The organism is Pseudaestuariivita rosea (genome assembly GCF_017592335.1).
Taxonomy (GTDB): domain Bacteria; phylum Pseudomonadota; class Alphaproteobacteria; order Rhodobacterales; family Rhodobacteraceae; genus Parasulfitobacter; species Parasulfitobacter rosea.
Window position 1 is genome coordinate 1 of the sequence record NZ_JACNMP010000063.1, and the last position, 7,844, is coordinate 7,844.

The 7,844-nt window shown below is 56.5% G+C and carries 8 protein-coding genes; 4 read left to right on the forward strand and 4 right to left on the reverse strand.

Features of this window, described 5'->3' with window-relative positions; genetic code table 11:
• Positions 1-127, reverse strand: a 127-nt coding sequence (locus H7848_RS19270; RefSeq protein WP_234998857.1) for a GTP-binding protein, incomplete at its 3' end; no start/stop codon positions are given.
• A gap of 140 nt (positions 128-267) precedes the next feature.
• Between H7848_RS19270 and H7848_RS19275 the strand changes: the two genes are divergently transcribed.
• Positions 268-879: a DUF3592 domain-containing protein gene (locus H7848_RS19275; RefSeq protein ID WP_208354564.1), complete on the forward strand. Its 612-nt coding sequence runs from the start codon at positions 268-270 to the stop codon at positions 877-879.
• An 80-nt stretch (positions 880-959) separates the two neighbouring features.
• On the opposite strand, the gene H7848_RS19280 is transcribed toward H7848_RS19275, so the two are convergent.
• A complete protein-coding gene (locus tag H7848_RS19280) occupies positions 960-1,487 on the reverse strand; it encodes a hypothetical protein (protein WP_208354566.1) in 528 nt (175 codons plus the stop codon).
• An 83-nt stretch (positions 1,488-1,570) separates the two neighbouring features.
• Between H7848_RS19280 and H7848_RS19285 the strand changes: the two genes are divergently transcribed.
• The gene (locus tag H7848_RS19285; RefSeq protein ID WP_237072863.1) at positions 1,571-2,950 is read left to right on the forward strand and encodes a cytochrome P450; all 1,380 of its coding nucleotides are present in this window, start codon (positions 1,571-1,573) and stop codon (positions 2,948-2,950) included.
• Positions 2,951-3,000: 50 nt separating this feature from the next.
• Positions 3,001-3,786 carry an enoyl-CoA hydratase gene (locus tag H7848_RS19290; RefSeq protein ID WP_208354568.1) on the forward strand — a complete coding sequence of 262 codons (786 nt, stop codon included), beginning with the start codon at positions 3,001-3,003 and terminating at the stop codon, positions 3,784-3,786.
• Between the two features lie 83 nt (positions 3,787-3,869).
• On the opposite strand, the gene parC is transcribed toward H7848_RS19290, so the two are convergent.
• Positions 3,870-6,107 carry a DNA topoisomerase IV subunit A gene (gene parC, locus H7848_RS19295; RefSeq protein ID WP_208354569.1) on the reverse strand — a complete coding sequence of 746 codons (2,238 nt, stop codon included), beginning with the start codon at positions 6,105-6,107 and terminating at the stop codon, positions 3,870-3,872.
• 279 nt (positions 6,108-6,386) lie between these two features.
• Between parC and H7848_RS19300 the strand changes: the two genes are divergently transcribed.
• Positions 6,387-7,214 carry an SDR family oxidoreductase gene (locus tag H7848_RS19300; RefSeq protein WP_208354570.1) on the forward strand — a complete coding sequence of 276 codons (828 nt, stop codon included), beginning with the start codon at positions 6,387-6,389 and terminating at the stop codon, positions 7,212-7,214.
• A 64-nt stretch (positions 7,215-7,278) separates the two neighbouring features.
• Here H7848_RS19300 and H7848_RS19305 read toward each other — a convergent pair whose 3' ends face one another.
• On the reverse strand, positions 7,279-7,641 hold the full coding sequence (locus tag H7848_RS19305) for a thermonuclease family protein (RefSeq protein WP_208354571.1): 363 nt from the start codon (positions 7,639-7,641) through the stop codon (positions 7,279-7,281).
• Positions 7,642-7,844: the final 203 nt, after the last annotated feature.

The window sequence follows — 7,844 nt, forward strand, 5'->3', positions numbered from 1 at the left end:
CATAAGCCTTGAAGTCGCCAAAATACTTCGTGATCGCCGCCGTCAATGTCGTCTTGCCATGGTCAACGTGACCAATCGTGCCAATGTTAACATGCGGCTTATTACGCTCAAACTTCTCTTTTGCCATTCTTCAGGCGCCTCTTCGTCTATAAAGGGGTCCCTGCGACCCGGTTCATCATCGCGCGCGACATATTGCGATTGTCGTGGGAAATCAAGCGCCTTATCGTTTTTTGGCCGGATCGCAGTTGCAGAATGGCGGAAATGGGGATGAAGCGGCGCGTTCGTCAACTGCCCTGGCGTCGGGCGTTTCATATTTCTGACGCAAATCTACTATGTATCGGTATCAGGTTTAATAAGCACTGGATCGCAATGACATCTGAAGAAATAGCAATCTATGTCCTGACCCCTCTGGTGTTGTTTTTTGCAGTTCCAACCAGTGTTAGGTTTATCAGAGTGGTGAAAATACTGCTGCATCACGGCACAGCACGCGGGACAGTTGTTAATACCAGGTTCATACGCCACAATTCTTTCCGAAAAATGGTCCGGCCCCGTTCATCCGATGACGGTGAAGAAGCGCTGGTCACAATCCGCTTTGAAACCGACCACAATGATACTGTCGAATATGAACAACACGCCCCGGCCCGCTGGCTTATTCTTGAACACACGGCCGGATCGACAGCCGCACTGCAGGGCCGCAGCTTTCGGGTTCACTACGACAAATCGAACCCTGAAAGAGTAACGGCAACCCTCTTTTCCGATGTCATAATGGGTCTGATATTCATCGCCCTAAGCGCCATCTGCCTGGCTGCCTTAATCAATCTGCATGGCGCTGAGGTGTGGGCTTTTTTGGAAAACCGTGTTGGCGGCAATCGTGGTTAGCTTTGGTGCATGTCTTGAAAGAAACAGTTGATCTCTTGCACATACTGCGCTGCATAAGTTTGAGCCCAAGATGTAATTTTCTATAACGCCTTCTCTTTCAACGCACGGATCTTTTCCTGTGTTTCGGACCGTTTTCTGGCTTCATCAAATTGATGTATCATGAATTGTCGTTCTCTTGCTCGTGCTACATTCCTCGATGCGCGCCAAGCATGAACCATACCACAAGTGAAGCAAATCAAGACCGATAGACCGATCCAAACGGGCATTGGCTGCATTTCAAGACGTTCTGCCAATGGCAGAACAGTCACTGTTCCAAAGAAAAACAGAATGATCATAACCAGCCCAAATCCTGCAGTCAGAATCAAGGTTACTTCGGAACCGACATTCCGCTGCGCACGCCCTTGAATCTCTTTGCGTTCTTCTCGGGTCATTTTCGAAGGATCAAAAGCGGGCATTCTGGTCAAGCTTTCCTGTCTAACATTAGCATGATGTTTTGATACAACGCTTAGTTTAAGCCATTCAGCATTCACTGTCGAACCACGGCGTTGGTCGACCAACCCAACGGCAGTGAAGCGCCGCATTACCGACATCACCCCCAGTACAGCCAAGGTATCCCCAAAACGGTCCAATTTGTCCGATGGACGTGCCTCTGCCCGCCCCTATATGATCCTCAAAACAAAGGACGATGGATATGGACGCACAGGCCTTACCACCGAAAGTTCCGCTGGTCACGCGCCCGATGGGGGTGTGGGAATCGTTGCAGACCGCGCGGCGTAATCTGATTGAGATCATCCCCGACATCGCCACGCGGCAACCGATGATTTCGGGGCGCACCGCCATTGTGCGCTGGCACATGGTGATGGACCCCGGCGGCAACCGTCAGGTTTTGAAGGATAATCTTGAGAATTACCCAAAATCGGACGTTACAAAGAACATTCTGGAACCGGCCATCGGCAAAAGCCTGTTCAACGCCGAGGGCGCCCATTGGCGGTGGCAGCGGCGAACCGCAACGCCGGTGTTCACCCATCGCAATATCGCCAATCTGGCCCCGATCATGGGAATGGCGGCGGATCGATCCTCGGAACGGCTGACGCAAGCAGACGGGCGCGCGGTCGATCTGTTTGACGAAATGGTCACCGCGACGTTTGAGGTGATTTCAGATGTGACCTTTTCGGGGGACGAGGGCTTTGATCGCGCGGGCGTGCACACGGCGATTGACAATTACATCGCGCAGACCGCCAAGCTGTCGCTGTTCGACATCGTCGGTGTGCCCACATGGGTGCCCCGCCCCGGTCGGCTGATATCCTCGGGCGCAATCAAGAACATGAAGCGGTTGGCGGATGACGCCATCAACGCCCGCCGCACGGCGCCCGACCGGGATGTGCCCGATCTGCTGGACTTGTTGCTAGAGGGCGAAGACCCCGAAACCAAGCGCCAGATGACCACGGCGGAACTGCGGGATAATCTGCTGACCTTTATCGTAGCGGGGCATGAAACGACCGCACTGACACTGGCCTGGTCGCTTTATCTGTGCGCCTTTGACCCCGTCGTGCAGGAAAAGGCCCGGGCCGAGGCGCAAGCGGTGTTGCAAGGCCGCACGGCGACAGCAGACGATGTGCCGCAGCTGAAATACATCCGTCAGATCATTGATGAGGCCCTGCGGCTTTATCCGCCTGCCGCGTTCCTGTCGCGGACGGCGCAAAAGGCCGACGTGCTGTGCGGGCGTGAAATTCGGCCCGGTGATACGGTCGCACTGCCGATTTATGCCCTGCATCGCAATGAATTGCTGTGGGATGAACCCAACGCCTTTCGCCCCGAACGGTTCGAAGATCCCAGGGCGATTGACCGCTTTGCCTATCTGCCCTTTGGCGATGGCCCCCGGATTTGCATCGGGGCCAGCTTTGCCTTGCAAGAGGCTGTGATCATTCTGGCCACGTTGCTGTCGCGGTTTCGGTTCAAAAATATCCCTGGGCGCGACCCAAAGCCGGTCCTGATCCTGACCCTGCGTCCTGAAGGTGGTGTCTGGCTGGAAGTCGAAAAGCTGGACGGCCCGCAGGTGCAGGCCGCGTAGGGCTTGATGCGTGCCCGCCCTGCCCCTAGGCTGCGGCAAAAGGGGGGATCATGGCGATATTGGAACGGACGGATAAGGGTGGCGTGGCGCATCTGATGATGAATGCGCCCGAGACACTGAATGCATTGTCCGATGAGATGCTGGCCGCCCTTCAAGGCGCATTTGACAGCATTGCACAGGACGACACCGTGCGCGCGGTCGTCCTGTCGGGCGCGGGCAAGGCGTTTTGCGCGGGCCATAATCTGAAAGAGATGACCGCGGCACGGCAATCCCCCGATGGCGGGCAGGCCTATTTCAAGGACTTGTTCGACCGCTGTGCGAAAATGATGCTGACGATCAACGATCTGCCGCAGCCAGTGATCGCCCAGGTCCACGGCATTGCCACGGCGGCGGGGTGTCAGCTGGTGGCCACCTGCGATATGGCGGTTGCGGCGGAAGGGACGCGGTTCGGAGTGAACGGTGTGAATATCGGGCTGTTTTGTTCCACACCCATGGTCGCCCTGTCACGCGTCATCCCGCGCAAGAAAGCCTTTGAGATGCTGACGACCGGCACATTTATCGAAGCCACCGAGGCCGAGCGCTTGGGCCTGATCAACCGATCAGTGCCCGAGGCCGATCTGGCGGATGAGGCCGAGCAACTGGCCCAGACCGTGGCAAGTAAACTGAGCGCCGCGGTCAAAATCGGCAAACACGCGTTTTACAAGCAAATCCAGATGCCCGTCGATCAGGCCTACGCCTATACCGGCGACGTGATGGTCCAAAACATGATGCTGCGGGATACGGAAGAAGGGATCAACGCTTTTATCGAAAAGCGTGATCCGGATTGGAAGGGGTAGACTGGTCTTGGCTTTTAGAAAGAGGTCCCGGATCAAGTGCGGGACTGCGCAGGGCCTGAGATCAACGAAGCGGCTGAACCACCCTAGGTAAACTTGTTATCCCTTGGAAATCCGCGCGGGGCCATGCGGCCGGCGGCGGCGCGTTTGGTGGTCCATTCTGCCAGGTCGGTTTCGGTGCGCGTGCGGCCGGCGGGGTCTTTCCAGCTTAGGCCCTGTTCCAACGTGAAAATGGTCGCATCGGACAATCCGCCGTCTTTGTACTTTTGCAACCTTACGCCCTTGCCACGGCCCATTTCGGGCAGTTCGGACACCGCAAAAACCAACATTTTGCGATTTTCGCCGACGCAAGCGACATGATCGCCGTCCACAGGTTTCGCCAGTTGCGCGCGCACGTCGCCGCGGACGTTCAGCACCTGTTTGCCGCTGCGCGTCTGGGCCAGCACTTCATCCTCGGGCACGATAAACCCGTCGCCCGCGCTGGAGGCCACCAGCAGTTTCCGACCAGGTATGTGTATGAAGAGCGCGATGATCTCAGCCTCATTCGGCAGATCGACCATCAGGCGCAGGGGTTCCCCCATGCCGCGCCCGCCGGGCAGGTTTGCGGCACTGACCGTATAGAACCGCCCGTTTGAGCCGAAAACCAGCAAGCGATCCGTCGTTTCGGCGTGGAACACAAAACGGCCTTCGTCACCGTCTTTGAACTTCAACTCTTGATCCAGGGGGATGTGTCCCTTCATCGCGCGGACCCAACCCATTTTCGAACAGACCACGGTGATCGGCTCTTTCTCGATCATCGCTTCCAGGGGTACATCCTCGACCTCACCGGCCTCGGCAAATTGCGTCCGCCGTGCGCCACCATCGTAATCTTTGCCGAACTTCTTGCGGGTTTCGCGCAGCTGGTCGGCGATGCGGGTCCACTGCAGGTCGTCGCTGGCCAGCAGGTCCTGCAGATCGGTGCGTTCCTTCATCAGCTCGTCGCGTTCGCGGCGCAGCTCCATTTCTTCGAGTTTGCGCAAGGACCGCAGGCGCATGTTCAGGATCGCTTCGGCCTGCACGTCGGTCAGATCAAATTCGGCCATCATCACCGGTTTCGGCTCATCCTCGGTCCGGATAATTTCGATCACGCGATCAAGGTTTAGGAAGGCGGTGATATAGCCTTCCAGCACTTCCAACCGATGGTCAATCTTGTCCAGCCGGTGCTGGCTGCGACGCAGCAGAACTTCACGTCGGTGATCCAGAAACGCGCGCAAAACCTCTTTCAGGCTGCAGACCTTAGGCGTGCGGCCGTCGATCAGCACATTCATATTCAGGCTAAAGCGCACCTCAAGATCCGAGGTGCGGAACAGCATGTTCATCAGCACATCCGGGTCAACGTTCTTGGACTTGGGTTCCAGGATCAGGCGAATATCATCGGCGGATTCGTCGCGCACATCGGCCAGGATCGGCAGCTTCTTGGTCTGGATCAATTCGGCGATTTTTTCGATCAGACGGGATTTTTGGACCTGATAGGGGATTTCGGTGACGACGATCTGCCATTGGCCGCGGCCCAGATCCTCAAGTTCCCATTTGCAGCGCAGGCGGAACGCGCCCCGTCCGGTACGATAGGCCTGCGCGATACTCTCACGCGGCTCAACGATAATGCCACCGGTCGGAAAATCGGGGCCGGGCACATGGTTCAGCAGCGTCTCATCCCGCGCGTCTGGGGATTTGATCAAGTGCAGGCAGGCGTTGCAGAGTTCCTCGATATTATGGGGCGGGATGTTGGTGGCCATACCCACCGCGATACCGGACGAGCCATTGGCCAGCAGGTTGGGAAAGCTGGCCGGCAGAACGACAGGTTCTTCCAGCCGGCCGTCGTAGTTGTCGCGGAAATCGACGGCATTTTCGTTCAGACCTTCCAACAGGGCCTCAGCCGCGATGGTCATCCGCGCCTCGGTATAACGGCTGGCCGCAGGGTTATCGCCGTCAATGTTCCCAAAGTTCCCCTGCCCGTCGACCAGCGGATAACGCACGTTGAAATCCTGCGCCAGACGCGCCATCGCGTCATAGATCGCCGCATCACCGTGGGGGTGGAAATCGCCCATCGTATCGCCGCTGATCTTGGCCGATTTCAGGAAACTGCCGCTGGCTGTCAGGCGCAGGCGGCTCATCGCATAGAGAATACGCCGGTGCACCGGTTTCAGCCCGTCACGCGCATCCGGCAGCGCGCGGTGCATGATCGTCGACAGCGCATAGGTCAGATAACGCTCACCAATGGCGCGGCGCAGTGGTTCGGACACTTCCGAGGGGTTCATATTGGGGTCATCGGTCAAATCGGACATAGATGCTGTGTAGCGGGATGATGAGGACAGGTAAAGGAAATCGAGGACGGATCGGTGAATTATTCCCAAGTTCAAACAAACCTTTTCGCCCGGTGGGCACCACCGGTCAGCGCCGACCCGCCCCCGTCACGCCAAAGGCGTGCTTTAAGCACGACGGCGGGCGCTTCTCGCCCACCCTCGGGCCGGTCGCTGCCCTCTTCGCTTCGCCTTGATACTTCGCCATTGCGCATTACCCGCAGCCTTGGCATAGCAATCGGCGTAACAGGTAAGGGCAGTAACATGAGCAAATCCATTCTGATCACAGGGTGTTCCTCGGGCATCGGTTATGACGCGGCGCATGGGCTAAAGGCGCGGGGGTGGCGTGTGTTTGCCAGTTGCCGCCAGCAGGCCGATTGCGACCGGTTGCGCGATGAAGGGCTGGAAACCGTACTGATCGACTACGCCGATGAGGCCAGTATCAAAAAGGGTCTGGACCGCGTGCTGAACGCCACCGGTGGGCGTCTTGAGGCATTGTTCAACAATGGCGCCTTTGCCTGTCCCGGCGCGGTCGAGGATCTGCCCCGCGACGCCCTGCGTGAAATTTTTGAGGCCAACCTGTTCGGCTGGCATGATCTGACCCGCCGCGTGATCCCAATAATGCGCAAACAGGGCGAAGGGCGGATCGTGAATTGTTCGTCCGTCCTGGGCTTTGTCGCGGCACCTTGGCGCGGCGCGTATAATTCAACGAAATTCGCGCTGGAAGGTCTGACCGACACGCTGCGCGTCGAAATGCGCGACACGCCCATTTGCGTCAGCCTGATCGAACCTGGCCCGATCACCACAAAATTCCGCCTGAACGCGATCCCGCATTTCGAAAAATGGGTCGATTGGGAGGCCTCGGCCCGCGCCGACCAATACCGCAACACCCTGATGAAACGGCTGTATAAGGAAAGCAAACCGGACCGGTTTGAATTGCCGCCATCAGCGGTGACGAAAAAGCTGATCCACGCGCTGGAATCCCCCCGCCCCCGCGCAAGATATTATGTGACAGTGCCCACGCACCTGATGGGCGTCGCAAGACGGGTGTTGCCGACATCAGGACTGGATTGGCTTTTGTCGAAGGGGTAGAGTAATTTTTAACAACTAAGTAGAATTAAGCATAGGCACATGCCTATGCTTAAAATGCTCTTTTTTAACGCTCAAGGCGAGCAAAACCAGCGCGAACCATCCATTCACCAATATCGGTATTACCAATTTTGCAGATTCCGCGCCATCTGTTGTCACCTTTGTTGCTTATAATACAAGTTGCCGTTTTTCCACCAAGCTGATCTTCGATCGTTTGCAACGCTTGACGTGCCTTACGCCTTGTTAGATTTCGATTATCGATATTTTCGAGACGAATTTTCTGATTATTCACACGAATTGAGTCGAGGTCCTCGGCATCACCAGTTGCAGGATCAGAATAGGGCGATACTATCCCGCGAAATGTTTCTGCCGAAGTGATGGTTGGCACGACAAGAAAAACAGCCAACAACAAAGTGATTGTCAATTTCATACTATTTTTCCAATGTTTAAGACCCCGAGAATGCTAATTTTTCAAACAGAGCTGGCCCGACAAATCTGAATGGCAGAGGTGGTTCGGTTTGTCTGAACAGTTTCAAGCCTTATCTTAGTTGGATTTTCCGCTCGGTTATGCCGCCACCGGGATTGGTCGCGACGGTTTGAGATATGCCTGATCGTGCGTTTGCCCGTCCAGCG